Here is a 25470-nt window from a genome sequence, read left to right on the forward strand (position 1 = left end):
CTCCTACTTCAATTCAAAGAGTGAACCATAGCGTTTCTTTAAGCCCATCATTTTCACTTCTTTGATAATTGTCAACAAAATACCTACAACCATCATAAAAATCCCTGGCAGTCCTGCAATCCTCTGAATATCTGGATAATCCAGACTAAGCAACAGAGGAAGACCAACCATGAACAGCAAGAAAACAGCATTGATGGTACCAATTTTAAAAATAAGGGAGATCAGGTAGGCCTTGGTTGGCTGACCTGGTCTAAGAAGAGGAATATAATCTCCTGTTCGACGCATTTCTCTTGTTTTTTCTGTTGGATTAACTGTTGTAAAGGCAAAACTGATGGTTAAAAGAGCCAATATAGCCAAAAAGAACAAAATCCCTTCCAAATTCGTCAATGTAAAATAACTAGCCAAATATTGAAAAATCATGGCCTGATTGGGAAACAAGAAAGACAAAAGCAAGAAAATATACTGCGGAAAAGCCAATAGGGTATAGGCATACATGAAAGGCATCCCACCCGAGATATTGAGTTTAATAGGCATATAAGCCTCTTTCATCAAATCGTTCTTGATAGCAATCCGTTGGATAGGTACCCGGTATTCCGCATGGTCTAATACAACCGTTAAATAGATGGAAAGGGCTGTCCAGGCTAATATCAACCCTCCTACAAAAGCCAATTCTGTCTGGAATAAATCAAGGAAAATAGGAAAAATATAAAACTGCCCAACAATAATATTGATCAGAATGATAATAGCTGTCCCCCCCAGACCATAAGCAGCATTCATGCTGGCCAGCCAGCTAATCACAAAGGCACCTGCAATCGTGACCAAGGTTACAAAAAAAATCTCATCAATAATGGCTAGTTTGCCACCCTCGCCATAGTTCAATCCAATAGCCAGCCCCAAGCCCTGAATAAAGGCCAAAAGCAACATCAGAGCATTCTTACGAAACTCCATCATCCGTGGAGAAAGAGAGCTCTGCTTACTACCAATTGAGAAGAGAGAGATGAGAATCGTAGCATACATCCAAGGCCCTAAACCTAGTGAAAAGATGGATAGCATGGGCAAACTACTTTGTGGTATCTGATACCAAGGTAGTTCTTCGAGCGCTGTCTGAGGCAGATAGCCCGACAAATTCACTAAGGGAACAGGTAGATAACGACCTGCTAGCATGATAAACAAAATCAAACCTGTAACAAGGGTTTTTCCTAAAACAGGATACCTAAAAAATAATTTCTTCATCGCTAAATCTAACATTCTTTCAAGAAACTGTATTCACAAGTGAAGTGCTTGTATACTCGTAATAGAAGAGATTGTTTTTCGCTAATCAAGGCAGGTTGTTAGGGAATACTGGCTGTATTTTGAAAACAACGAACAATGAGTAACTGAAAAACCAGCAGTTGCTGGAAGTGCTGAACTGTAAATACAGGTCCTAAGTTTCTATATCATTTTATTTTATCATAATGTCCATCGGAAGTAAATTGGCGGGTTGCTGGCAGCATATACTGGACAATGATTTTCTTGCCTAAGAACCTGTATTCACAAGCAAAGCGCTTGTATCGAATTTTACTGTATAAATTGTCCATTTTGTGATAAAATAATCAAGTATACCTATCTAAAAGGAGATTCTCTTGAATAAGCCACTAATCAGCATTATCGTCCCAGTCTATAACGTCGAAAATTATCTGGATGAATGTATTCAAACCGTCCTCGCTCAAACCTACTCCAATTGGGAATTGTTACTCATAAATGATGGTTCCACCGACTCTTCTGGGACTATATGCGATGACTATGCTAAAGGTGATGAGCGAATTTTTGTAAAACATATAAACAAAAGCAAAGGTCTATCCGAAGCCCGCAATACTGGCCTGTCCCTCGCAAAAGGGGAATATATCACTTTCTTAGACTCTGACGACGGCATTCGTGAAGATTTTCTAGAAACCTGCCTGACCACTGCCATTCAGCATGAGGTCGACATTGTCATTGGTCACTTTTTCATCTGGGATGAGAGAAACCATACCTTCTACTACTTCGTTGAGCAGGAACAAAAGGATCAGACCGAATTTCTAACCGTTCAAGAAGCCCTAGACCGCCAAGTCGTCTGGAAAAACCTCAATACCGCACCTTTTGTCGTTACCTGGGGTAAGCTCTTTAAAGCCTCCTTGTTTGACAGTATTCGCTTTCCAAAAGAAAAGGTATTCGAAGATGAGTACACCACTCATAAAATCTTTTTAAAGGCCAAGCAAATCGCTCTGATCCATAGCGAATTTTACATGTATCGTCGCCATGGTAACAGTATCATGACTTCTAATTTTAGTTTGTCAAAAACCATGAACAACATCGAAGCCTTGGAAGAGCGTATCGTGGATTTGGTTCTAGCAAATAAAGATACACAACTAGTTCGCCAAAAACTCCGTGACGTACTCCAAAACACCAAATATGAAATGGAAGTCAATCAATGTACCGATAGCTTAGAATACCTACGTGTTTTAAACAAACTGGAATTATTTAACTCCTAATCAGAAAGAAACAAGCAATTTCCTATGAATACACCAACTATCCCCATCCGAGTAAAACCTATTTCTCAAAGCCTAGACTATATTTTGGAACACTCCTGCTCTGTCGCACGATTTGGCGATGGAGAGATGGACATTATTGCATGTCACAGCATTCCTTACCAAGACTATGACCCTCAGCTAGCCAGTGAATTAAAAGAGATACTAGGACTTGAAAGCAACCAGCACTTGATGGTCTGTTTATCAGATGTTTTCGAAAACAGAGAACGCTATACAGACGCCTGTAATCATTTTTGGGAAGGACACTTACAGCACTACCAAGACTACTACCGCCAGATTTGTAAAGCTCCTTGGTATGGAAGTACCTTTATCTCCCGTCCTTATATGGACCTAGCCGATAAAAGTTTATCTGCTACCTATTTTCAAAGCTTAAAGCAGATTTGGATAGACAAGGACATCCTGATTGTCGAGGGCAAAACCTCTCGCTCAGGTGTGGGCAACGACCTTTTTCAAGAAGCCAAATCTATCCAGCGGATTATCTGTCCCTCAAAAAATGCCTACGCCCAAATAGACGAGATTATTTCGGCCATCAAGACCTACGGACAAGACAAACTAGTCCTTTTGATGTTGGGACCAACTGCCAAAGTCCTGGCCTATCGTCTGTCTAAAACAGGTATGCAAGCAATTGATATTGGCCATATTGATTCGGAGTATGAATGGTTTACCATGCAGGCTCAAACCAAAATCAAACTCCAGCACAAGCACACAGCTGAACATAATTTTGACCAGGATATCATCTTTACAGAGGATCAAGAGTATCTACAACAAATTGTCTTAGACTTGACAGGTGAAGTCCTGCCAGCTCTCCAGGAAAGCAAAACCTTGGATATTGCTTTCTCTGTTAATAATCGCTATGCCCAATACCTTGGCGCCACTATCTTATCTATCCTCGCCCATCATCCAAAGGAAGAGGTACGAGTCCATATTCTTTACAAGGAGATTGCTCAGAGCATTCTCCAAGACTTGGGCAACCTAGCTCAACAAACTCCCAATTTAGAGTTGCACTTCCATTTGTTGGAAGACCAGCAGTTTTCAGCCATTCCTATCCGAACTGAACAATTTCCAATTGATACTCAACAAAAATCAAAAGCAAACCAGTCAAGTGTTTTTAAACCATTGTCTACTAACAATTGGTTTTAAAATAGACCAATCTAACTCTCGTATTACTTCTTGAAGCTTGTTTATCACATCGTCTAGTGTTTTAAAAGCTTTATTCTTAAACCCTCTCTTTCGAATCTCAGCCCAAACTTGTTCAATTGGATTCATTTCAGGAGTATAGGGAGGAATAAACTCAAAACCAATATTATGTGGTTTCTCTAAGGTACTTGATTTATGCCAAACGGCATTGTCCATCACTAATAAAATATAATCGTCAGGATAAGCTTCAGATAGTTGTTTGAGAAAAACATTCATCCAATCTGTATTACAGCCCCCAGCGATAATGAAGAAGGACTCTCCTGTATGGGCATCAACAGCACCATAGCAATAGCGATACTCACGAATATAGTGACTATGTACATGCGGTCTCACCCCTTTTGGTGCCCAGGCCTTCCCAATTTTACTGATCCGACCGAAACCCGCCTCATCTTGATACATTAGCCTGACTTTATGATAGCGACGACTATTCTTGAAGCGCTTTCCTGTTTTCGTGAATGAAGATTTTATTTTTAGACGCTAGAATCGTTTCGGCGTCTGCTTTTTTAGGGTGTTCTGGTCTTGGCGTCACTTTGCGCCAACCATGGCGTTTAAGAATGGCATAGAATCCTTCCTTGGTCGTAGGGTGTCCAACCCGTTTCTGATAAGCTTCATAGAGAGAGTTTATCGTCACAAATTCGCCATTTAGTGAGGCTGTTAACTGTTCTTTTAGAAACGCTTCCTCTTCTTGAAGGGTTAAATATTGACGGTTCCGTCCACCTCGCGTTTCTCTTACTAGAGCTGAAATCCCCTCAAGTTCGTACTTGCGCTGTAAGGACCAGATTGTATACTTTGAATAGCCGATGAGGTTAGTGATTTCCTTATAGCTAAGACCTTCTGCTCTGAACAAGATAACTTGAAGTCGTCTATGAAATGGAGAATAGGTTTTATCTTTCAAATAAGTTTTTAATTCTTTCGTTTGTTCGATAGTAAGTTTCATAAATCTATTATAGGTTAGTTTTTGTTTTTTGAATAGTATGAATCCTTCTCCCGTTTCCTACTTCCAGAACTCCTAGCTGACTTGGGTCGAATTCTCTACCTAGACGTGGACATCTTGGTACATGGAAACTTGATGGAGCTCTTCCAAACGGATTTAGAGGAATATGAGCTTGGAGCAATCGTTGAAGCAGATATTTTCAAATACTACCAATGGTATCTGGATAGTCTGGGCTTTGGTCCAAATGATGCCTACTTTAGCTCAGGTGTGCTCTTGATGGACCTTGACAAGATGCGTCAGAATGGTACTACCAATCAGTTGATTGCCATAGCCTTAGAAAAGGCTCGAGACTATAAATTTCCTGACCAAGATATTTTAAATACCTACTACAAGGGACAGTTCAAGCAATTGTCACCTGCCTATAACTACACCGATGTCCGAAAGCAAAATAGGGAACTGACAGCTGACGAGATTGTCATCGAACACTTCAACGGTGACATCAAGGCCTGGCATGCTATCACAAAAATACCCGACTATCTCAAGGCTTCTGCCCTGACCTACCAAGACTATCAGGCAGCATTCATAGCCCTACAGAATAAGCCTGTGGTCAGCATCATTATCCCTATCGGCGAAGAAAGCCCTTATCTCCAAGCCTGCCTAGAATCTATCAGCGTGCAGACCTATCGCGAGCTTGAAATCCTCTTGGTGCAGAACAAGGCCTACTCACATAGCCAAGCGCTAATGGAGGCTTACCAGAAAGATAGCCGTTTCCACTTGCTCACCTTAGATACCGAGGTTGTTTCTCTCGAGCAGGCTGGCATCAGGAAGGCAAAAGGAGACTACCTAACCTTTGTCCGTCAGACTGACTGGTTGGACTTGGAGTACGTCGAGTGCTTATTGACCTCCTTGACGGAGAAAGATTGCCAGATTGCCCAGACCTCTTTCACTGTCTTTAATGAGGAACAGCAAAACTACCTCTTCTATTCAGAAGAGTTTCCAATCGGTACCGTCATAGAGAGCAAAGAACTACTTCAATGTTTACACAGCTTGATTTGGTTTGAAAAAGAAGGACATGAGAATTTGTTTGGAAAATTATTCCAAGCCCAAGTCTTCACACAACTCTTTCACCGACAGACATTAAGCAATCAAAAACTAGCCAATCTTGCCTATCTAAGTGCTGATACAGTGGTGGTTAGCCGTCACAAACTCTATGTGCGTCGCTTTAAAGAAAAAGCTGAAAACTTAGAAATACTAAACAATAGAGTGGATGACCTAGCCTATCTCTTTACCTTGCTAGCCAATAACCAACTGTTGACCGTTGATTTTATGGATTACTATAAAGAACAAGCCCAACTACTAGCCAAGGAAAGCTATTGTCAAAATAATCATCAACTCTATCATCAAACCTTAGCAAGACTCAATCTACTCTAGCCAGCAGATAAGGTCATTTAGTTTCTCCTTTAATACTTCGACGAGGGGAGGCTGGGCTCAAGTCCAGCGCACTTCTCAGGGTTTGTGTCAACATCTCAGCGCAGTGGTTGATTGGCTTTAACAGTCTGGGGGAGTGAAACAGTTCAGTGAACTGTTTCAGCCCGAGCCTAGAAAGGAAAAAGCGAGGTTAAAGGTGGGAGATAAGATTTGCGAGGCAAATCTCAGCAGTTCGTGTTTTACACTCCAAATCTGACCATTACGATTGTTGCGAACAAAGTTCGCTTTATCTCCAACCTCAAACTGTCTCCCAGACAGTTTTGTAGCGAACTCTGTTCGCTCTATCTCCAACCTCCAAAGGTTCCCCGAACCTTTGTGTAGCGAACGAAGTTCGCTTTATCTCCAACCTCAAACTGTCTCCCAGACAGTTTTGTAGCGAACTCTGTTCGCTCTATCTCCAACCTCCAAAGGTTCCCCGAACCTTTGTGTAGCGAACGAAGTTCGCTCTATTTCCAACCTCAAACTGTCTCCCAGACAGTTTTGTAGCGAACTCTGTTCGCCTTATTTCCACCTTCAGTACAGACTGCGCTAAAAGTAAACTAACAGACCTTATTATCCACAAAAGAGGGCAAGACTAAGTAGATTTAGAACTAAAAAAACAAAGGAGAACCGGATGCATATCGCATTTAGTGCTACTGATTCCTATGCCGACTACTTAGGGACAACCATCTATTCCATCATTCAACACCATCCTAACCAGGAACTGCATTTCTATGTATTGACCAAATGCATGTCTGACCATAGTCGTTTTAAACTCAATCGCCTGACTTCTCAGCTGGTGACCATTTCTTTTATTGAGATTGACAGCACGTCTTTTGACCACCTCCCTCTGAAAGAAGGAATTTCTCTTGAAACCTACTTTCGCATCTTGTTGCCCAGCCAGCTAGCTGAACTGGACAGGGTCCTATATCTGGACTGCGATATCTTAGTTAATGGATCACTGAAAGAAATCTGGGAAAGCGATCTTAGTCACCATTACCTCGCAGGTGTCAATGAATTAGACATGCTCCATAGCAATGCGGAATACCGCCAAAAAATCGGGTTCACCCCTCAGGATATTTATGTAAATGCAGGGGTACTTCTCTTTAACCTAGAGCTAATGCGCCAAGACAAGATTGAGGAATTCCTCTTTGCCAAAGCGCAAGAGATAAAGAATTACATTGAATATCAAGACCAAGATATTATCAATATCGGTTTGAAGGGGCAAATCCTAAACCTTGAAGCCAAGTACAATATGACTGCCTATCAACGCAAGGTCAAACATATCTCGCTGGAAGAAACAGTCATTATCCACTTCAATTGGCACAAGCCTTGGAGAAAGGACCAAAATTATCTCCAATACAATCGCGAGAGTTTCGAACTCTATCGCAGAACCTTTCAAGCCTACCTCTCCACTGTCGAGCCAGCGGTTACTCTCCTAGTCAACGCTTGGCAGACCAGACCAGCCTCCCTCAGCCAATGCCTAGCCAGCGTCTTTGAGCAGGATTACAAGAACCTACAGATTCTACTCCTGCTACCAGAAGACCAACCTGAACTGGAAGAAATCCTGATTCCTTACCTGACCAAAGAGCATCCAGTAATGGTGATCAAAAAAGACTTTGCCACAAAAATGAAAGCCTATTATGCAGGACTAGCACACATCAAAACCAGCTATTTCAGCATGATAGAGGCAGAGGACTGGCTGGATAAGACCCATATTTCATCCCTCTACCATCAGCTTGTGGAGCAAGATACCTTCATAGCCAGTGCGCCCTTTACCTTACTAGAAGAGGAGGAGGGGATCTACAAGATGTTTGAGCCTGACCTTGCTGACGGCCGCCGACAAACCAGCTATTTGTTAGAAAACCTCTTCGGCTTAAAATGGTATGAAACTTTCCGTCATACCCACCTAGATGGCAAACTCTACCATTCCACTATCATCCAGAGATCAGGTCAACTAGCCAGCTATCACTCAGAAGATTTACTAGCCTGCCTCTTCTACTTGGTCGGCGAATCTGTAGCCTTTGTCAACAATAGAACATATGTCAAACGAAATGTATCAATAGTTCAGCCCACCTTTGAAACCGAAGGGGGCATTCTCCAGCGAATGAAAGAATTGAACCACTTCGCCTCCTATATAGCGCTATGTAATCTGTCTCTCATCCATTACAAAGAATTTTACAAACAAGAACTCTATGACCTGCTTGTGACTGCCCAGAAACTAGAGAAAGAAGAACTCGCTAGCAAGCTAGAAGCGAAACTCAATGAATTGCAATTCTTAGAGCAACTTCCTCATCACAAGCCATTCTATTAAGGAAACATTATGAACCTAGCATTTACTGTCAGCGATTCCTATATGGACTACATGGGAACCACCCTCTATTCCATCATGGTGCATACAAGAAAATCCCCTGTTTCCGTCTATGTCCTCACATCTGATATATCAGACTATAGTCGCTTCAAACTTCAAAAATTAGAAGACCGATTTCACAATCTAAACATCCATATCCTTGTGGTGGATGCAAAACAGTTCGAAGACTTACCTCTTAACCGTAGCCATATCACACGGCCTGAAGTTTATTTCCGCATGGCCTTTGCCAGTCTTCTTCCTGATTTAGACCGTATCTTGTACCTAGATAGCGATATTCTAGCTCAAAAGGATCTCCAGCCCCTCTGGGAAACTCCATTAGACGGGGCTTATATGGCCGCAGTTAGTGAACCACCATCAGAAGGCGGTTTTGACTACCGTCGGAGTATTGGAATGACGGACCCGACCTACTACTTTAACTCAGGGGTTCTACTCATGGACCTTAAAAAAATCAGAGAAGATAAGATTGAAAGCTTGTTATTTGAATGCGGACATACCATCAAGGATAAGATTCGTCTCCAAGACCAAGACATTATCAATGTCGCATTGGAAGGGAAGATAAAATCCCTAGACCCTATCTATAATTACGGCTATATGGAGCGACAGGCAAATCTTCGCAAAGAGGCCGATATTGTGTTAAACCATTATAGTTTAGAAAAACCTTGGAATCGCCAACTTGATGTTCCAGAGTACAATCGGCTCGCAGTCAATCGTTACTTGGAGTGTCATCAGGCCTATCTCCAGTTTATCGAACCTAAAATCAGCCTAGTACTTCCTATTTTTGAAGCAGCAGACAACTTGGATAAAACCTTGGATTCCATTGCTCAACAAGTTTATCGCAATATTGATTGCATCATTTTAGATTATTCAGCAGACAGGAAAACCAAAGAAATATGTTTAGCAGCAATTAGTTCTTCCTCTCATTTCCGCTACTATCACTTTACACCAAATAATCAGCACAATTTTCTTAAAGAAGGTTTGGAAAAGATGGCAGGTAGCTATCTCAGTCTGATTTATGCAAATGATTGGGTAGACTCTTTCTATCTCGCCAAGCTCTTTCTAGCACTAGAAGAAAATCAGGCTGACATCAGCAAAGTCAGCTGTAGCCAATTTGAACAGACTACTAGTAACTTCTACTTTTTCAACCCCTTGTGGCAAGAAAAACAAGTTCTGGATGGAAAATCTTACCTACAACAGACCCAGCTGGCACCCAGCCAGCAGGTCGCCTATTACCAATCCTTGTCTGGTATGCTCCTAGCTCCCCAAGTGGTGACAAGGGCTTGGCAACGAAGAACAGACCTCCCAGGCCAGCTCCTGACTCGATTCTTGCTACATTCCCAAGCAAGTCTGGTCTATCTACCAGAAGTAGCCTATATTTCTAGCAATAGCCAGCCTGTCCAAACCTTAATAAGCAACAGTCAAGAAACCTCAGACTACTTTACTGCTCTAATGGCATATCACGTCTTAACAAAAGGAGCGGACAAAGACTTCTATCACCAAGAACTGCTGTCCCTGTCTAATAACACAGCTACCCTACCTCCAAACTTGGCAGAAGAAATTGATATACAGCTTGCACTTTTGAGGTGATTATCAACGAATACTATCGAGGTCGCCAATTTCCAAATTTAACGCGTAAGGATTAGATGAAAATGAGTAAAATAAATATTTCCTTTTGTATTAACGACAAGCATTGTCACTATGTATTTTTTACGATTTCTATGATAAAAAAATACACAACTAATCTGGATATATTTGTACTCCATACTGATTTATCCGACAAGTCAAAAGATAGGCTAAGAACATTGGAGACTGAATCTGTAAACATTCATTTTGTCAAGATTGATAGAGATTTATTTTCCAATTTGCCGCTAACACTAGATGGCATTACCATCGAAACTTATTACCGTTATTTATTGCCAGAAATTCTCGTAGATTGTGATAAAGTCATCTACTTGGATAGCGACCTCTTGATTCGATGTGATGTTAAAGAACTGTGGGATATTGACCTCAGTCAGCACTATTTGGCAGGTGTCAACGAAATTGACATAATCAACCGTTTTCCTGACCATAAATTAAAATTGGGATTTGATTTAGATGAACTCTTTATCAATGCAGGGGTCTTGGTCTGCAACTTGCAAAAAATGCGCCAAGATAAGATTACCCATCATTTATTTACGGAAACAGAGCGACTAAAAGACATCATTCTATTTCAAGACCAAGATGTCATCAATATTGCTTTGAAAGGGAAAATAGCCGAACTTCCCCTAGCTTACAACTACACAGTTGAAGCAATGGAAAAAGACTTGTTGGGTCTGGATGAAATCAAAATTATTCATTATAACTCCTCTGGAGCAAAACCTTGGAAACATTATCAATTTCAAGAGCTACCCTTAAATAAATATCTAAAACTTTGGCAAGTCGACTTTGTTAAAAATATAAAACAGATTCAACAAACAAAAGTAAGCCTCCTACTCCCCATCTACAATGAAACAAGTCTATTGACTATCGAAACAGTCTGCAAACAAAGCTACAAAAATATCCAACTCATCCTTCTAAACTACAATACTGATATAAACATTCAGGTACCAGATGTCTGCTCCCACTACCCACTGGATGAAGAAAAGGTAGACATCCTAACTGTCGACCCAGAAAGTCCGTTAGGACGAGACTTGCTCAAGCTGGTCAAGGGGCAATACCTGATTAGCCTCAATCACATCGATGAACTGGATGATTCATTTATCGAAACAGCCTTGAACAGTGCTGAACAATACCAGTCTGATATTGTATTGCTGGAAAACTGTGACTTTAATGAAAACGATGGTAATTACTACTTCCATGCCAATCTATTCAAGGAAGAGACAGTGACGGCTGAAACTGTAAAAAAGCACTTCCAGACTTTCCCTAGACATAAAACCTATCTGACAAATCCCTATTGTAAACTCTTCAAAACAAGCTATGTAAGAGACAACCATATCGATTTAGCCCATGATTTGATCCCGAAGAGCTATGAAACCGACAAGATTTCTTATGTCAAAGAAACTCTCTATGTCTATCGAAAAATCAAAGAAGAGCTAATCAGTGTTATCGTCCCTGTCTACAATGTCGAGAATTACCTACACGAATGTCTGGATAGTATCCTCAACCAAACCTATCAAAATCTAGAAATTATCCTGGTCAATGATGGTTCGACCGATAGTTCAGGCAAGATTTGTGATGACTATGCCGCAAAAGATGGGCGGATAAAGGTCATTCATCAAGAAAATGGCGGACTATCTGATGCTCGAAATAAGGGACTGGATGCCATGACTGGTCAGTTTGTAACCTTTGTTGATAGTGATGACTATCTTGGAAATCATTGCATCAAAACCTTATATATACATGCAAAAACTTGTCAGGCAGACATTGCCATTGGCAAGTATATAGAGTTTGAAGAAGATAACAAATTATTTGTATTCCCTAATTCTCAAAATAGTGTCAATAAAATAGAAATGTTGACTGGAGAGCAATGCCTTGAAAAATGTCATAGATATTTTTCATTTATTGCTGTGACTGCTTGGGCTAAACTATATAGAGCCAACTTATTCAATGATAACACCCCATATAAATCCATCAGATATCCTGTAGATGTCTTGCATGAAGACCAGTACACGACGCATAAACTGTTTTTTAAAAGCCAAAAAAACGTTTTTGTCGATGAATATCTATATGTGTACAGAAGACGAGAAAATAGCATAACCAAAACGCAACTATCAGAAAAGCGTATTATGGACGAAATCAAGGGCTTTGAAGAGAAGATAATTGACTTTGCCTTATTAAACAAAGATATGACCTATCTAAAAGAATGCTACATCTACTTACTAAACCAACACAAAACCTATCTTGAAAATCACCAGCAACAAGATTGTGAGGTGTATGAATATATAGGAAAAAGATTGATGACCTATTTCAATTGGCAAGATAAGCCTTAAATAGTATGTTTTTTGGGTAGACTAGAAACAAATCGAAACAGTATAACAAGTACAAAAATAAGAAAAGGAAAACAATGAAAGTTCATATTACCAATCTCTACGGCCAATCACCTCTGAGTGTCGCCCTCATGGCTCAAAACATGGTCGCAGATATTGCAAAAAAATTAGATATCAAGGAAATCGGCATTTATAGTTTCAATGCCGATGGCGAAAGCGTTGAAAATCTGGCTATTCGATTTGATGGCATGAACGCTGCTGTAGGAAATGGCGATGTTATCATCTTCCAAGCACCTAGCTGGAACGGCACCCACTTTGACCACGAGTATATCAAACGATTACGGATTTATTCTGGCATAAAAATTGTCATCTTTATCCACGATATTCCACCACTCATGTTCAGCTCCAACTTCTACCTGATGGAAAAGACCATTGAGATGTATAATATGGCTGACTTGATTATCGCCCCTTCACAAAAAATGCTGGATCTGCTCTACCAGCACGGTCTTCGGGTCACCAATACCCTCTTGCAAAATATGTGGGACCATAAAACGGATATCTGGCTTGAAAAACCTGCCTTTCACCGTGTTGTCAACTTCACAGGAAATCCGCAACGTTTCCACTTTGTTGACGACTGGCAGTTTGCAACACCGCTCAATCTCTTTGCGCCAGAATATTATCCAACCAAACCCAACAATGTGGCCTACCAAGGTTGGAAATACAGTCTCAGCCTACTCCAAGAATTAAATAAAAATGGTGGCTTTGGTCTTGTCTGGTCACAAGGAGAGGATGCAGAATACTACAATCTCAACGTTTCCTACAAATTAAGCACCTACATCGCAGCCGGCCTACCTGTCATTGCCCCACGTAGCCTTTCCAATGCCCACTATATTTCCGAATACAAGCTGGGGTTCCTTGTCGATAGTCTGGAAGAAGCCAATGCCATCGTTTCCACTATCACTGAGGAAGAATACCGTTCCCTCCTTGATTCTCTTTGGAATTTCCGAGAACTGATTACGAAGGGCTACTTTGCTCAAAAGCTACTGACTGATGCGGTTCATCAGGTTATGATTTAGGAGGAGACACAGTATGGACGATTTAATTTCAGTTATCGTTCCCATCTACAACGTGGAAAATTATCTAAGACAATGTTTAGATAGTATTATTAGTCAAACCTATCAAAACCTAGAAATTCTCCTTATTGATGATGCTTCGACAGATGATAGCGTCGCTATCTGTCAAGAATACCAATCCCGTGATAGTCGCATTCGCTTGATTAAAAAAACTGAAAACCGTGGTGTATCAGACTCTCGAAATCTTGGTTTAAAAAATATGACTGGCGACTTTGTCACCTTTGTGGATAGCGACGACTATCTCAATCACGATATGATTGACCGACTTTATCAGCTTGCAGTCACGGAACAGGCCGACATCGTTATGGGTGATTACTACCGTTTTGTCGAAGAAAATTCTACTTTTCTCATCCACAATTACGAAGATTTCTATGAAACTCTCTCTTTTGAAGATTATCTGGATAGGGTATTTACCGGCGCAACGGACAATTATATCACAGTATGGGGAAAACTGTTTAACAGTTCCTTGTTTGTTCAAGATTATCAAATTCTTTTCCCTACTCTTAATCAAGCCAACGAAGAACAGCAAGTGACACATTTGCTATTTCTAAAAAGCAAAAAAACAATCTACCTCAGCTATGCTGGTTACTGCTGGCGCAAGCGTCCCAATAGTTTGACCAGCTCAGCAACTAGTATCCAGCACATTGCCGATGACTTAGACGGTTTTGAAAAACGCTACTTTGATCTCCTCTTGCTCGGTTATGATTTATCCAAAGCCATTGCCTTTTACAAGCTCAGGATAAGTGGATACAAACAAACTTTAGAAGAATTGGGCTACTGCCATCATCCAGTCTACCATCGAATTAAAAAACACCTTTCTCTTTACACTAGAGGGAGTTGACTGCTATAGATATGTATTTTGTAACGCAAAAGTGTGTCAATCTCCGCATCTTTTGAATCGGTCTCGTTTCCCTTACTATAGTTATCGAACAAGCAGATATCTTGCGATACTAGAAGAACGAGGAAAAACAAATACAGAAATATATAATAGACTATTAAAATTTGCCTATTTGATAGAAAATGGAAAGCAATATGAAACATAAACTACCAATCAATTATTTAGGCCAATTCTATAATTTAGAACTTGAAGAACATGCTGATATTCAGGTCGATGATGGAATTATTGCCAAAAACTTTTGTAGCTTTGAGGTCAAGAATTATGCCACATTACGAATCGGCAAGCAGGTCTTTTTTAACTCCTCCTGTGTTCTAAGATGTATGGAGAAAGTTACCATCGGTGACTATTGTCTGTTTGGTGACGGGGTCAAAATTTATGACAACAATCACCACTACTCCCATCACCACATTGAAACCATCTCTTTTAGCACAGCCCCTATCACCATTGGACGACATTGTTGGGTCGGAGCTAATTCTGTTATCCTAAAGGGGGTGACCATCGGTGACAACGTGATCATCGGAGCAGGCTGCACCATCTATAAGGACGTCCCTGCCAATACTATCGTGACCTCATCAGGAACTATGACCTATCGACCTCGACCACAATTTGACAAACAGGTCACAACCTTTACGGCATCCGATACTCTGGAACACTTGGAATACCTGGTTACTTCCCTGCCTGATATTGCTTTCAATATCTTGGCTGGAACCCATATCTCTCCTCATCTCAATAGTTTTCGTCGATTTAGCAATGTCAATATCTATAGCAATATCAACGATACTGAACTGGAAGATGAGATTTTGGATCGTACCTCCATCTATCTAGACATCAATCACTGGTGGGAAGTCAAAGACATCCTCAACCGCTGTCAGCAAAAACAAATTCCCATCTATAGTTTTGATACTGTCGCCCATCAACCAGAGCTAACGAATACCATGATTTCGAGTAACCATCCAGAAGAAATGGTGCAGGCTATTCAAGATTTTTTTAAAGAAAGGGATACCTAATGGAAAAGCCACTTATTTCAGTTATTGTTCCCATCTATAACGTGGAAAACTATCTCAGGCAATGTTTAGATAGTATTATTGGTCAAACCTATCAAAACCTAGAAATTCTTCTCATTGATGACGCCTCGACAGATAATAGCGTAAGCATTTGTCAAGAATACCAAGCACGAGACGAGCGGATTTGTTTGCTAAAAAAAACTTGCAATTCTGGTCTAGCAGATACACGAAATCTAGGTATCGAAAATATGACTGGTGACTTTGTCACCTTTGTGGATAGCGACGACTACCTCGAAACAACATTCATCGAGGATCTGTTTACACAACTTACCCTCCATGAGGCTGATATCGTCATTGGAGAATACTATGGTTTCGATGAAAACAATGGCATCTACTATATCCATTCTCAAGAAGTGAGGACAGAAGTATTGACGATTGAAAACTATTTTTCACATTTATTGACTGTGGGGACTATTACCTTCTTAACTGCTTGGGGCAAATTGTTCCGTAGTCACTTATTTACTTCAAAAGAACACAATAGATACATTCGCTTTCCGAATGTGAGAGTAGCGGAAGACAGGTATACGACACATTTACTTGTCCTCAACAGTCATAAAACAGTCTATTATTCTAAGAATCTCTATTGCTATCGAAAAAGAAAGGGAAGTCTTTCAGACGCCCCTTCTTCCCCTGCTAATACATTAAGCGATATCAAAGGCTATGAAACCTTGATTATTGACATGCTTCTTGCTGGTCTTGACCCTAGCCTTGCCGTGGATTGCTACAAACAGCGTCTCTTATATCACCAACAGCAGCACCTGACTCACAAGGTAACTGAAAATGATACTTACCGATATATCCTACAAAAATTAGGGATTCAATCCTCATCCGATAGTTAATCGGTCTACCATCGGATTAGAAAACAGCTATCCTTTTGGGCTATCAGGAGAAAATTTCAATGACAGAAAGGGATTCATATGAAACTAAAAGAACGTCTCAAACTCCATATGTTTTGGATTGGTCTTGTTTCCCTTATTCTCATGCTGATTGACAATATTGCCTCAAGTTATTTTGGCTACAATATCAGTCAGGAATTGAATAAGATCGAGCAAACCATTTGTATTATTCTCAGTATTCTTCTATTTTTGGGCATATTAAGTAACAAGAAAGACAGCTATGGTCAAGAAACCCTTGATAGCATCAGCCACAAGAAAGAAACTTCTGATAGGAACACTACAGGGGAGCAGTAAAGCTTTGAAAACTTGATAGTGATTCATGCTAACAGGTTGTGGCGGATATATAGCAAACCAAATCAAAAACAGGATTAGCTACGTTTATCAATTTGAGAACTCTAAAGTTATTTTAGGAGGGTGTTGCTGACACTATAACTCAAACTTGTCCTTTCCCTAATCCAAACCACTATAAAAAGCTGAGCTTGTTATCCGGATTTTATACTCAATGAAAATCAAAATTAGACTAGCCCCAAAGGTTTGGGGAAACTTTGGGGGTTGGAGATAGGCGAACGTAGTTCGTTTCTACTTATGCAGATAGAACCCTGTTACTATTTTGTTTCAAGGTATAGTCATTTGAATTAGCTTTGATACATCGTCACTTTCGGCTTGCCGTACTCTGCGAAAGTGAGGCTGGGCCAAAAAGACCAACCACGCTTCTCAGGGTTCGTGTCAACATCTCAGCTCAACAACTTAAAACGAAAAATTGTTGACGAACTCTTTTTATCTTGGTCGAGTTCTTTTCCGCTCCCCTTCCACTCATCAAATCAAGTCAACAAGGTCTGAGTTTGATTTTCGAAGAGTATTACAAGTCAAAAAAGCTGAGCAGACATCTAAGATGGCTTGCTCAGCTTCTTTTTTTCTTTTGCGATTTTTATACCTTCAATCCACTAAGCAATTCCTTATTCTGCCAGAGTAGATAAAGACCACCGCCGATAATAATCAGCATGATGACAAACTTGATCAAGCCCTTAACAAAGCGGATGACCAACATCAATATCATAGATACAATCAGCCATCCCCAAGCGGAAGAATTGAGTAAGGTTTGCATACTCTCTAGACTGGCACCTGTCCAGGCCTTGATAGGTTCAGGGATTTTATCAAACCAGCTGCTATCTATACCGATTTGTTCCATAATCGAATGACTGGTAGACTGCATCCATGCAAAAATCCCAGCATTATAGAGAAAGAGCAGAGCTTGCTCAGGATAACGTTTTATTGTGTTTGTAATTGTTCGAAGCATATTTTCCCTTCTATTCTGAATACAAGGCAAGGACCGCATCAATATCTGCTTGCTGGATACCATGATTAGAACCTGCCGATTCCATAACAGAGGTCTGACTATCTTCATGATTTAGGCCAATAGCATGGCCCAATTCATGCTCAGCTGTATGGATAATTCTATCCATATCATAGCCATATTGGTCGTTTAATAAATAAAAACTATTCAGACGCACCGTTACCGAGCTATAATAATTCGTCAATAAATTAGTCGTTGAATTGGCCTCGCCTGCTGCCTGGGTATTTCCATCATTCATCTCAGTAGCAATAATATCAGCCTGATTTGGATCACTTGTCATCACAAAAGTAAAGGCCCCTGTCGCATTCCAATTTGCAATGGCTGTTTCATAGGCAGCTACAAATGTTGGATTCTGGGTTTCAATGTAAACAGTCGCAGTATTGCTTTCCCATCGACCATGATTAGCTGTATTGACCGTATCAGTCGTCAGGTGCTTAATGGTATTAACACCTTCTTCAATCGTCACTTCAGACTGTCCTTTGACCATCAATTGCACTTCTTGAGCTAGAGTTTGTAACATCTGAGGCGCTGCTTCCTGTTGAAAATAGAATAATAGACCTAGACCACAAGCCAACACCATTGATAACCAAATCAGACCCCAAAATGTCCGCCAAATCCACCGCAGAATATTTCCAATAAGTTTCATAGACTATACCTCTTTCTAGAAATAGGTTTTAGTATAGCCATAATTTCTGAAACTTTTCTTAAAAACTAGGACAGTCTTTCTTCCAATTTGAAATCAATTGGCAACCAAGCCAATACCTTCTCAATCTGCTGATTCCAGTAGTACCACTCATGTTTACCAGGTCCGAAACTTGCCTCTATATCAAATCCCAGCTCTTTCAACTCCCCAACTGCCTTTTGATGCCCTTCAAAGAGAAAATCTTCCTCACCGCACCAGGCATAAAATTTAGTCTTTTTATCGGATTGTTTAGCAATTTCTAACAAATTATTTGGATTCTGTTTATCAGAAATATCACCAAATACTCCTCGCCAATACGAAAGGCTTCCCAATTCTGCTGTCGCTGGATTTTCAAAATCAAAATACAATGCGCCTGAAAGCGAAGCTGCGTGTGAAAAACGATTGGTTATCATGGCAATCTTGAAGGTCCCATAACCACCCATAGACAAACCAGCGATAAAATTCTTCTCCCGCTTGTCAGACATATTTGGGAAAAATCGTTTGAGAATTTGAGGCAACTCTACTGCAATGGCATCGAAGTAATTCATACCGTAAGTGGTATTGGTATACCAACCTTTATCTGTATTGACCATAACCACGATAAGATTGGTATAACGAACCAACCGTTCCACTGTAGAACGATTCAGCCAGGAATCCTGATTTCCTCCCATACCGTGCAAAAGATATAGGACAGGAATATCGTTGTCATCAGGATTTTCCACACGATTGCGATCTGGATATAAAACCGTAACCTGTCTAGACATATCTAGAGCTTCTGAGTGGTATTCAATTTTCATTATTGCCATAAATCTTCTCCTTATGGTAAAGAGCCTGAGTTGCCCTCGGCTCTTTGCATTTATAAAACTCTATTTCACTTCCATAATCACCGGTAAAATAGCTGGGCGACGCTTGGTTTGGTCAAAGAGGAATTTTGCTAAATCATCGCGAACAGCACTCTTAAGCTCTGCCCAGTCAAAGCTATCCTTTGTAAAGTAATTTTCCACCGTTGTATTCACCAATTCTGATGCCTCACGCAAGATGTCCTTGCTCTTTTTCACGTAGACAAAACCACGGGTATTGACCTTGGCTTTAGAAATGATTTTTTTCTCACGGCGGTTGACAGTGATAGCCACGATAAAGATACCGTCTTCTGAGAGGATCTTACGGTCACGAAGGACGATATTTCCAACATCGCCTATGGCATTTCCGTCAATCATGACATCACCAGCAGGAACCGCTCCGCTATGGACAAAATCCCCCTCTTCAAAAGCCATGACATCCCCACGCTTAACGATGATAATGTTTTCTGGATACATACCGATTTCAAGCGCAGCCTTAGCGTGAGCATCCAATTGACGATACTCCCCTTGAACTGGGAAAAGATATTTAGGCTTCATGATGTTGAGCATGAGCTGCAAATCGCGCGCATTGCCATGCCCAGAGACGCGCAGTTTTTTTGTAATGGATTTGACCGTTCCACCAGCCTTGTAAATCAAGTTTTCTACACGAGCAACAACCGCTTCTTTTGAAATACTTGGAGTGGTAACAATATAAACTAGATCACCTTCTTTGATTTCAACATAGCGATGTCTACCGATAGACATTTTACGCAATCCATTTAACGGCTCGCCCATACGACCAGTTTCTAGAATAATCAATTCATGGTCTTCATACTTGTTCATATCCTTTGGTTTTACCAACAAGCGTTCGCTGACCAAACGAAGTTTTTTCAATTGAATCGCTGTTCGGACAATGTTTTCCACATCATGTCCTGTCAACACGACACGACGACCAGTTGCTTCTGCTGCATCAAAAATCTGTTGAATACGTACAATATTGCTGGCAACTGCTGCCACAATAACACGCCCATCACAGTCAGCAATCGTATTGAGAATTTCCTCCCCAGCCTCATGCATGCTAGCTACTTGAACATTACTATCTGCGTTAGCTGAGTCTGACAAGAGGGCCAAAACACCTTCGTTACCGATTTCAGCCAATCGCCCAAAATCCGTACGATAAAACTTATCTGCCGCCTGGTCAAACTTAAAGTCACCTGTGTAGACAATATTTCCTCCATCCGTCTTAACGACAATTCCTAAACTCTCTGGAATAGAGTGGGTCGTCTGAAAGAAAGATACCACTGAATCCCCGAAATCAATTTCCGTTTCAGCATTGATAACATGGAAATCATTAAATTTCTTAGTAGCATTATTCCCCTTGACAAGTAGCTTAGCCAATTCGATCGTCAAGTGCGAACCAAATACTGGCACTTTCACTTTCTCCAAGAGATAAGGAAGCGCCCCGATAGCATCTGCATGTCCGTGAGATAAGAAGACCCCTGCTACACGATGCTTATTTTCTTCCAAATAATCGAAATTTGGGACGACTACATCCACACCTAACTGTTCATTCTCAGGATACTTTGCCCCTGCATCCAAAACAAAAATATGTTCATTCACTTCGGCAATGTACAGGTTTTTTCCATTTTCACGTACACCTCCGAGAGCCATGATTTTTATGCTACTCATTTTTTCTCCTTTTGGACATCCCACAGGTGTCCATTTTATTTTTCTTACCAACGGTCCTTGGGATGCCCAAGTCGAATTACAGTCTGCTATGTCGGAGCTCTATTTGCAAAAGACACACCTTGGTTCAAAATTATATTCAACCATCAACGCAACTTTTAAATAGAAATACCTAAATAGCTATCGCTTCTATTATACATTTTTTCAAGAAAATTTACAAAAAACTCCGCTGAAAATCAACGAAGTTCTACATATACATTAGTAACCATGTCCCTTATGTTCCCACTTACCACCAACATTCCGCACTAAAATCCATTTCCAATCCGTATGAGTACTATTAGGCTCTAAGGTGGGCTCTGCACCCTCAGCTGCTACCTTAAAAGACGAAGTTAGGATAATAGCTTCCTCTGCACCATAGTGCTCCGCCCAGTCGTCAAATAACTTTTCATCATCGCCACCGTATCCAATGGTCAACAATTGGCAATCAGTAAAATGCTTATCAAAGTAATCTTGAACTACAAGAATAGCCGCCTCAATCTCTTTTTCCGTATACAATTCTGATTGTTCCATCGGTTCAATCTCTGCCTGATAAGCTGCTCCTGTCCGACATCCTACCAAAAAAAGACAACACAACAGACTACAAATAGCTAAACATTTTCTCATCTTTGTTACCCCAAGTCAACAATCGTTGCTGAAAAGCCAATCTCTTCTACAAAACGCAAAACATCTTCTGTCTTTACAAAAATTGTTTTCGTATTAACATTGGGGTGGAAGGTTAAAATGGGTTCAGAAAGGATTTCTTTATCAAAAAAGACTTGAATATCCTTATCAACATTATGTAACAAGCCAAAAACAGATACCGCACCTGCAGGCAAGTGCATTTTTTCCATCAAGCTATCACTCGAGGCCATCCGAATGCGGTTGGCTCCCACCAAATCACGAAACTGGTCCATATCCAGCTGCTTCTGGTCATCCATGATCAGTAAATAAAATGCAGTCTTTTTCTTATTAGTCAGAAACATGGACTTGGTCCGTACTCCTTCTAGCCCTTCAATGTAACGGTCTGCTTCCTCAGTTGTCCGAGCTGGTGGATGCTCTACAATGGTGTAGTCCATTCCCAAGTCAGCTAAGCTTTCAAAAACTAATTTATCCATGACAGCACCTCTTGACATATTTAGTATATTATACTGCTTTTTAACTAAAAATTCAAAGGATAATAAAAGCCTGGATTTCTCCAGACTTTAGTCAAACAACTTATAATAATCTTCCAGTTTCATCTTGGATTTTTCTTCAGCCGTTTGGTCCTGAATAATCTGACCATTTTTCATGACAATCAAGCGATTACCGTGACGGAGAGCATCTTCCATCTGGTGAGTGACCATGAGGGCCGTCATTCCCTTAGTCTCAATCAACTCGTCCGTTAATTGCATCAAGGATTGGCTGGTCTTAGGGTCAAGGGCTGCAGTATGCTCATCCAAGAGTAAAAGTTCAGGCTGTTTCAAACTCGCCATCAACAAACTCAATGCCTGGCGTTGACCACCTGATAAGAGCCCTGCTGGCGTGTCCAGATGTTTTTCCAAACCATTTCCCACTCTCGGCAAAAGCTGGGCAAATTCTTCCGTCTGTTGAGCCAATCTGCGTGGCACTAAGCCCCGTCCCTCGCCACGGTACTTAGCTATCAGTAGATTTTCTGCCACCGTCATCCGTGGCGCTGTACCCATTTTAGGATCTTGGAAAACTCGTGCCAGATACTTAGCACGTTTTTCAGCAGGCCAATTGGTCACGTCTTCACCAAGTATGTGGACCGAACCACTTGTCAAGGGCAGGGTACCAGCAATGACATTAAAGAGGGTTGACTTCCCAGCCCCATTTCCACCCAAAATGGTAATAAAATCACCCTGGTAGATGGTCAGATTGACATTATCCAAAATCACACGTTCTTCATCAAAACCGTTTGTCACCACCTTGGTGGCATTTTTTAATTCAACAATTGCTTTCATCGTGACAGACTGGCTCCTTTCAGAAGTTTATTTTTCAACTCAGGAACCATGAGGCAAGTTGCCAGAATCATGGCCGAGAAGATACGGAGGTAGCTGGTATTGATTCCCAAGGAAATCACTCCCAAAATCAAGAATTGATAGAAAATTGCTCCCACTACAATAGCCAAGAACCGTTCCAACATGGTCAGATTTCCATAAATCACCTCACCGATAATCAAACTAGCCATACCGACCACAATGACACCAATACCACGCGACACATCCGCATAGCCTTCTTGTTGTGCAATCAAGGCACCTGCAAGAGCGATGATCCCATTTGAAAGAACAAGGCCTAGCAACTCCATTCGACTTGTATTGATACCAAAACTGCGTGCCATATCTGGATTATCCCCGGTTGCAATAAAGGCCTGTCCAAGGCGAGTATAGAGGAAGAACATCAAGGCACCAATCACCACCGCTAGGCTACCTAGACCTAGCAAGAGACCATTGATTTGCTCAGAAAAAGGAAGGAAATCTTGTAAACGTTTGGTATTCAGTAAGCCTAGATTTGCCCTACCCATGATAAATAGAATGACAGAGTGACAGGAAGACATGACCAAGATACCAGCTAGGAGAGTGGGAATTTTCCCCTTGGTATAAAGCAAGCCTGTGACAAAGCCCGCCAAACAGCCAACAAGAACTGCTGCTAGAGTAGCCAAGATAGGATGAACTCCTTGCGTCAATAAGGTAACAGCAACCGCTCCTCCAAGCGGGAAAGAGCCCTCTGTCGTCATATCAGGAAAATTCAGAATCCGAAAGGTAACGAATATTCCCAAACCTAGTACAGCCCATAAAAGAGCCTGTGAAACTGTTGATACAATCATATTTTTCCTTTTCTCTTATCTCTTATTCGATAACCTTGCTTGCTTTACTAATCACATCATCTGACAAGGTAATTCCTAATTCTTTAGCAACTTTTTGGTTGACAACAACGGTACCCTCGTTAAAGATTTGTACAGGTGTATCCGCTGGATTGGCACCATCAAGAATTTTCGCAGCCATCTTACCAGTTGCCACACCCAAGTCATATTGGCTAAGGGTAACAGATGCGATACCTCCGCCTTCTACCATATCTTCTACGCTGGTGAAAATCGGAGTTTTGGTTTTATTTGCCACAGATACGACAGTTGAAAATGCTGAGGCAACTGTGTTGTCTACTGGTGTAAAGAGAACATCTGCTTTACTACTTGCGACCTCTACTGTCGCTGCAATTTCATTACTAGAAGCAACTGCATATTCAAGAACAGTATAGCCAGCCTCTTCTGCTGCTGCCTTAAATTCCGCTACTTGAATTTTTGAATTGTCCTCATTTGAAGAGTAGAGAATACCGATTGTTTTAGCATTTGGTGTAATCTCCTTGATAAGAGAAACAGCATCTGCTACTGGTGTTTGGTCAGAAACACCAGTGATATTTCCACCAGGATTTTTCAAGTCTGTCACCAAGTTTGCACCAACAGGATCTGTTACTGCCCCCATGATGATAGGTAATTCTGTTGTTGCATTTGCCAACCCTTGTGCGGCTGGCGTCGCAATACCGATTAAGAGTTCATTGCCATTGTCCACCAATTTTTTACTCATGGTTTGAACTTGGGATTGATCACCTTCTGCATTCATAAAATCAATTTCTAAATTATCCGTTGTGGTATAACCACCTTCTTTAAGGCCTGCTTTGATTCCCTTGTAAATTTCGTCTAGTGAATCATGCGTCACAAATTGGAGGACCCCAATTTTAACTTTTTCTGAGCTATTCGTTGAATTGTTCTGTTCTTTTTGCGTCAAAAACAGGGCAGCAACTACCATAACAGTAAGGGCAACAATTGTAGCAAGTAAATTTTTATTTTTCAACATATTTCATTCTCCTTTTAAAAATGCACAATATCCAATTTCTACGTCATCAATATATTATTCCACCATCGCCATCGTTTCATCATGATTACCTCGTAATTTCTATCATTGTCAAAGTAGAATATAATGATCGGTATCTCATTTTTTCAATTGAACGACAATCTACAAAGACAAGGAAAAAGCCCCCGCATACTGAAAAACAGTATGCGAGGGCGTCAATGACACGGTGCCACCTCACTTATGGGAATTGTCTAGAATTCTCCCATATCTCATCTCCTCTAACAAGGAGTTGCACTGTAAGGTGTGCCAACCGAACTATCATTGTTTTAAGTTCATTTGCGTGACTGTTTTGGCTGAGTACTTTGTTAGCTCTCCTTGCTATACCGCTAGTATAAGCTACGTCGACCTGCCTCGTACTCAACCAAAACAGTCTACGCAAAGTAAGTCATACCAAACAATCCTTGTGAATTTAGGTCATAAAATAGACATAAATGCACATCAGCCCATTTCATAAAACTCCGCCACCTGTTCTCAGC

21 protein-coding genes and 3 pseudogenes are annotated in these 25470 nt (G+C 40.8%); 12 read left to right on the top strand and 12 right to left on the bottom strand.

Going from position 1 to position 25470, the window contains the following annotated elements:
• Positions 1-3: 3 nt before the first annotated feature.
• Positions 4-1233, bottom strand: a complete 1230-nt coding sequence (gene secY2 / locus PHA78_RS08305; protein ID WP_161498232.1) for an accessory Sec system protein translocase subunit SecY2 — start codon at positions 1231-1233, stop codon at positions 4-6.
• 389 nt (positions 1234-1622) lie between these two features.
• Here secY2 and PHA78_RS08310 point away from each other — a divergent pair, with 389 nt between their 5' ends.
• Positions 1623-2510 carry a glycosyltransferase family 2 protein gene (locus PHA78_RS08310; protein WP_171943860.1) on the top strand — a complete coding sequence of 296 codons (888 nt, stop codon included), beginning with the start codon at positions 1623-1625 and terminating at the stop codon, positions 2508-2510.
• Positions 2511-2534: 24 nt separating this feature from the next.
• Positions 2535-3707, top strand: coding sequence for an SP_1767 family glycosyltransferase (locus PHA78_RS08315; protein ID WP_272157967.1), 1173 nt, complete (start codon positions 2535-2537; stop codon positions 3705-3707).
• On the opposite strand, the pseudogene PHA78_RS08320 reads toward PHA78_RS08315, so the two are convergent.
• Both PHA78_RS08320 and PHA78_RS12610 read right to left on the bottom strand, forming a co-directional pair.
• Positions 3666-4512: pseudogene (locus tag PHA78_RS08320) on the bottom strand (IS630 family transposase); the annotation flags it as partial. The gene PHA78_RS08315 and the pseudogene PHA78_RS08320 overlap by 42 nt on opposite strands.
• Positions 4513-4701: pseudogene (locus PHA78_RS12610) on the bottom strand (helix-turn-helix domain-containing protein); the annotation flags it as partial.
• A 57-nt stretch (positions 4702-4758) separates the two neighbouring features.
• Here PHA78_RS12610 and PHA78_RS08325 point away from each other — a divergent pair.
• From PHA78_RS08325 to PHA78_RS08370, 10 genes and pseudogenes are all read left to right on the top strand, one after another.
• Positions 4759-5205: pseudogene (locus PHA78_RS08325) on the top strand (glycosyltransferase family 8 protein); the annotation flags it as partial.
• Between the two features lie 96 nt (positions 5206-5301).
• Positions 5302-6129: a glycosyltransferase family 2 protein gene (locus tag PHA78_RS08330; RefSeq protein WP_272158565.1), complete on the top strand. Its 828-nt coding sequence runs from the start codon at positions 5302-5304 to the stop codon at positions 6127-6129.
• Positions 6130-6799: 670 nt separating this feature from the next.
• Positions 6800-8479 (top strand): glycosyltransferase family 8 protein, encoded by a 1680-nt coding sequence (locus PHA78_RS08335; RefSeq protein ID WP_272157968.1) that lies wholly within the window; start codon positions 6800-6802, stop codon positions 8477-8479.
• Positions 8480-8488: 9 nt separating this feature from the next.
• Entirely contained in the window at positions 8489-10120 is a 1632-nt protein-coding gene (locus PHA78_RS08340; RefSeq protein ID WP_272157969.1) for a glycosyltransferase family 8 protein, read from the top strand.
• Positions 10121-10182: 62 nt separating this feature from the next.
• On the top strand, positions 10183-12501 hold the full coding sequence (locus tag PHA78_RS08345; protein WP_272157970.1) for a glycosyltransferase: 2319 nt from the start codon (positions 10183-10185) through the stop codon (positions 12499-12501).
• A gap of 74 nt (positions 12502-12575) precedes the next feature.
• A complete protein-coding gene (locus PHA78_RS08350; RefSeq protein ID WP_024409484.1) occupies positions 12576-13574 on the top strand; it encodes a sugar transferase in 999 nt (332 codons plus the stop codon).
• A gap of 13 nt (positions 13575-13587) precedes the next feature.
• Complete coding sequence (locus PHA78_RS08355) at positions 13588-14472, top strand: glycosyltransferase family 2 protein (protein WP_272157971.1); 885 nt, start codon at positions 13588-13590, stop codon at positions 14470-14472.
• A 191-nt stretch (positions 14473-14663) separates the two neighbouring features.
• Entirely contained in the window at positions 14664-15536 is an 873-nt protein-coding gene (locus PHA78_RS08360; protein ID WP_024409486.1) for an acyltransferase, read from the top strand.
• Positions 15536-16432: a glycosyltransferase family 2 protein gene (locus PHA78_RS08365; RefSeq protein ID WP_024376365.1), complete on the top strand. Its 897-nt coding sequence runs from the start codon at positions 15536-15538 to the stop codon at positions 16430-16432. The genes PHA78_RS08360 and PHA78_RS08365 overlap by 1 nt, the downstream gene beginning before the upstream one ends.
• A 78-nt stretch (positions 16433-16510) precedes the next feature.
• A complete protein-coding gene (locus PHA78_RS08370; RefSeq protein WP_024376366.1) occupies positions 16511-16783 on the top strand; it encodes a phage holin in 273 nt (90 codons plus the stop codon).
• Positions 16784-17417: 634 nt separating this feature from the next.
• Here PHA78_RS08370 and PHA78_RS08375 read toward each other — a convergent pair.
• The 9 genes from PHA78_RS08375 to trpX all read right to left on the bottom strand — a co-directional run bounded on the left by PHA78_RS08375 (position 17418) and on the right by trpX (position 24934).
• Positions 17418-17786, bottom strand: coding sequence for a hypothetical protein (locus PHA78_RS08375; protein ID WP_272157973.1), 369 nt, complete (start codon positions 17784-17786; stop codon positions 17418-17420).
• A gap of 10 nt (positions 17787-17796) precedes the next feature.
• A complete protein-coding gene (locus tag PHA78_RS08380; RefSeq protein ID WP_272157974.1) occupies positions 17797-18489 on the bottom strand; it encodes a M57 family metalloprotease in 693 nt (230 codons plus the stop codon).
• Positions 18490-18554: 65 nt separating this feature from the next.
• Positions 18555-19331 carry an alpha/beta hydrolase gene (locus PHA78_RS08385; RefSeq protein ID WP_024398753.1) on the bottom strand — a complete coding sequence of 259 codons (777 nt, stop codon included), beginning with the start codon at positions 19329-19331 and terminating at the stop codon, positions 18555-18557.
• 60 nt (positions 19332-19391) lie between these two features.
• Positions 19392-21053, bottom strand: a complete 1662-nt coding sequence (locus PHA78_RS08390; RefSeq protein ID WP_272157975.1) for a ribonuclease J — start codon at positions 21051-21053, stop codon at positions 19392-19394.
• A 255-nt stretch (positions 21054-21308) separates the two neighbouring features.
• Positions 21309-21713: a hypothetical protein gene (locus PHA78_RS08395; RefSeq protein WP_029187877.1), complete on the bottom strand. Its 405-nt coding sequence runs from the start codon at positions 21711-21713 to the stop codon at positions 21309-21311.
• A gap of 5 nt (positions 21714-21718) precedes the next feature.
• On the bottom strand, positions 21719-22204 hold the full coding sequence (locus tag PHA78_RS08400; protein WP_015647096.1) for a prolyl-tRNA synthetase associated domain-containing protein: 486 nt from the start codon (positions 22202-22204) through the stop codon (positions 21719-21721).
• Between the two features lie 87 nt (positions 22205-22291).
• Positions 22292-23050, bottom strand: a complete 759-nt coding sequence (locus PHA78_RS08405) for an ABC transporter ATP-binding protein (protein ID WP_002935681.1) — start codon at positions 23048-23050, stop codon at positions 22292-22294.
• Positions 23047-23913: an ABC transporter permease gene (locus PHA78_RS08410; RefSeq protein WP_024377915.1), complete on the bottom strand. Its 867-nt coding sequence runs from the start codon at positions 23911-23913 to the stop codon at positions 23047-23049. Before PHA78_RS08410 ends, PHA78_RS08405 begins: the two co-directional genes overlap by 4 nt.
• Positions 23914-23935: 22 nt before the next feature.
• Entirely contained in the window at positions 23936-24934 is a 999-nt protein-coding gene (gene trpX, locus PHA78_RS08415) for a tryptophan ABC transporter substrate-binding protein (protein WP_032497895.1), read from the bottom strand.
• Positions 24935-25470 lie beyond the last annotated feature (536 nt).

The sequence above is a fragment of the Streptococcus sp. HN38 genome (assembly GCF_028335765.1).
GTDB classification, from domain to species: Bacteria; Bacillota; Bacilli; order Lactobacillales; family Streptococcaceae; genus Streptococcus; species Streptococcus suis_P.

Excerpts from the sequence above, each read along its gene's own strand:
- PHA78_RS08370 (WP_024376366.1), top strand. The coding sequence starts at position 16,511 with ATGAAACTAAAAGAACGTCTCAAACTCCATATGTTTTGGATTGGTCTT.
- PHA78_RS08315 (WP_272157967.1), top strand. The coding sequence starts at position 2,535 with ATGAATACACCAACTATCCCCATCCGAGTAAAACCTATTTCTCAAAGC.
- PHA78_RS08375 (WP_272157973.1), bottom strand. The coding sequence starts at position 17,786 with ATGCTTCGAACAATTACAAACACAATAAAACGTTATCCTGAGCAAGCT.
- PHA78_RS08405 (WP_002935681.1), bottom strand. The coding sequence starts at position 23,050 with ATGAAAGCAATTGTTGAATTAAAAAATGCCACCAAGGTGGTGACAAAC.
- PHA78_RS08365 (WP_024376365.1), top strand. The coding sequence starts at position 15,536 with ATGGAAAAGCCACTTATTTCAGTTATTGTTCCCATCTATAACGTGGAA.
- PHA78_RS08340 (WP_272157969.1), top strand. The coding sequence starts at position 8,489 with ATGAACCTAGCATTTACTGTCAGCGATTCCTATATGGACTACATGGGA.
- PHA78_RS08395 (WP_029187877.1), bottom strand. The coding sequence starts at position 21,713 with ATGAGAAAATGTTTAGCTATTTGTAGTCTGTTGTGTTGTCTTTTTTTG.
- PHA78_RS08355 (WP_272157971.1), top strand. The coding sequence starts at position 13,588 with ATGGACGATTTAATTTCAGTTATCGTTCCCATCTACAACGTGGAAAAT.
- PHA78_RS08345 (WP_272157970.1), top strand. The coding sequence starts at position 10,183 with ATGAGTAAAATAAATATTTCCTTTTGTATTAACGACAAGCATTGTCAC.
- PHA78_RS08385 (WP_024398753.1), bottom strand. The coding sequence starts at position 19,331 with ATGGCAATAATGAAAATTGAATACCACTCAGAAGCTCTAGATATGTCT.
- PHA78_RS08400 (WP_015647096.1), bottom strand. The coding sequence starts at position 22,204 with ATGGATAAATTAGTTTTTGAAAGCTTAGCTGACTTGGGAATGGACTAC.
- PHA78_RS08335 (WP_272157968.1), top strand. The coding sequence starts at position 6,800 with ATGCATATCGCATTTAGTGCTACTGATTCCTATGCCGACTACTTAGGG.
- secY2 (WP_161498232.1), bottom strand. The coding sequence starts at position 1,233 with ATGAAGAAATTATTTTTTAGGTATCCTGTTTTAGGAAAAACCCTTGTT.
- PHA78_RS08380 (WP_272157974.1), bottom strand. The coding sequence starts at position 18,489 with ATGAAACTTATTGGAAATATTCTGCGGTGGATTTGGCGGACATTTTGG.
- PHA78_RS08410 (WP_024377915.1), bottom strand. The coding sequence starts at position 23,913 with ATGATTGTATCAACAGTTTCACAGGCTCTTTTATGGGCTGTACTAGGT.
- PHA78_RS08390 (WP_272157975.1), bottom strand. The coding sequence starts at position 21,053 with ATGAGTAGCATAAAAATCATGGCTCTCGGAGGTGTACGTGAAAATGGA.
- PHA78_RS08350 (WP_024409484.1), top strand. The coding sequence starts at position 12,576 with ATGAAAGTTCATATTACCAATCTCTACGGCCAATCACCTCTGAGTGTC.
- PHA78_RS08360 (WP_024409486.1), top strand. The coding sequence starts at position 14,664 with ATGAAACATAAACTACCAATCAATTATTTAGGCCAATTCTATAATTTA.